Origin of the sequence: Streptomyces sp. NPDC057445 (assembly GCF_042802855.1) — a bacterium.
Lineage (GTDB): Bacteria > Actinomycetota > Actinomycetes > Streptomycetales > Streptomycetaceae > Streptomyces.
In genome coordinates this window covers 1-1,377 of record NZ_JBHVDH010000069.1, presented here as the reverse complement: position 1 = coordinate 1,377, position 1,377 = coordinate 1, and the positions used below count along the sequence as shown (strand labels likewise).

The window sequence follows — 1,377 nt, the reverse complement described above, 5'->3', positions numbered from 1 at the left end:
GGTTCTCAGTCTGGTTCTGTTGCGGGGCAGGGTTCGGCCGCAGGTGGTGCAGGTGCCGGTCCAGCACTTCAGCAGGTCCTGGAGTGTGTCGAGGACCTGGTAGAGGGTCAGGCCGGCGTCTGGGCTTTTGGGTCGAGTCGCCTGAGGGTGAGGAAGGCCTGGGCGGCGGTGACGAGGGTGACGTGGTGGTGCCAGCCGCGCCAGGTGCGGCCCTCGAAGTGGTCCAAGCCCAGGCCGTGTTTGAGTTCGCGGTAGTCGTGCTCGATCCGCCAGCGCATCTTCGCCCACCTCACCAGGTCGGCGATCGGGGTGCTGGCCGGCAGGTTGCTCATCCAGTAGCCGGTTGGTTCGGCCGCGTCTTCGGGCTGTTCGACGAGCAGGGTCCGCAGCGGCAGCACTCCGTCCCAGCGACTGCGTCCGCCGGCCTGTTCCTGCGCGGTGCGGGTGGCTTCCTTGCCCGACGGCCGCACCTTCAGCATGGCGAAACGCGAGGTCATTCCTCCTTTGCTGCCCTGCCGCCAGGTGACCTCCTCGAAGGGGGTGTCGGCGTCGATGAGGTCGGGCAGGGGCCGGGCTGGCTCGCGGTAACGGGGCAGTGTGGGCGGCCCCAGGCCGCCATATGCAGGCTGAGACGGCTCAGCCGTCGCAGGTCGAGCGATCTCCTTGGGATCCACCGCCATCACGTAGGACCAGCGGCGTTCCTCCAGCGCGAGCCGGAAGGAGACGCTGCGGCCATAGCCGGCGTCCGCCACAATCACCGGCACCACCAGCCCCTGGTCGGCGAGCCGGTCCAGCAGGCCGAGTGCCAGACGTGTCTTGGACGCGTGGTCGACCTCGTCGGGCACCCCGGCCCGTCGGCGCCGCAGCTGGTCCTCCGCCCATTCCTCGGGCAGGAACAACTCCCACTCCAGTGGGCACGAGGCGGTGTCGGTGGCCGCGTGGACACTGACCGCGACCTGGCAGTTCGCCCGCTTGCCCAACGCCCCGCAGTACTGCCGGGCAACCCCGACCGACGCGGTGCCGCACTTGGGAAACGACACGTCGTCGACCACCCACACATCGGGAGCGATCACCTTGCACAGCCGCTCGGCGATCCGCCGCCGCACCGGTGACCACTCCCACGGCGACTGGTTCACGAACTGCTGCAGGGCCTGCATGTTCCCGTCCGGCAGCCGTTCCGCCATCGGCTGGATCGACTTGCGGCGGCCGTCCAGCATCAGACCCCGCAGATAACACTCACCCCAACGGCGTTGATCCCGCCGCGGCACCGACTCGAACACATCGGCAACGAACTCCGCTAACTCACCCCGGAGGCATTCCACTTCCCCCAACCTCATACCGGAAAGGCTGCCCACCACCAGGCGAGATCACCCGACG

At 68.6% G+C, this 1,377-nt stretch carries 1 protein-coding gene; it reads right to left on the bottom strand.

Annotation, left to right across the window (positions count from 1 at the left end):
- Positions 1-107 precede the first annotated feature (107 nt).
- Entirely contained in the window at positions 108-1,337 is a 1,230-nt protein-coding gene (locus tag ACFU5O_RS37460) for an IS701 family transposase (RefSeq protein ID WP_384247502.1), read from the bottom strand.
- Positions 1,338-1,377 lie beyond the last annotated feature (40 nt).

Coding starts and splice junctions, on each gene's coding strand:
- ACFU5O_RS37460 (WP_384247502.1), bottom strand. CDS start 1,337: ATGAGGTTGGGGGAAGTGGAATGCCTCCGGGGTGAGTTAGCGGAGTTC.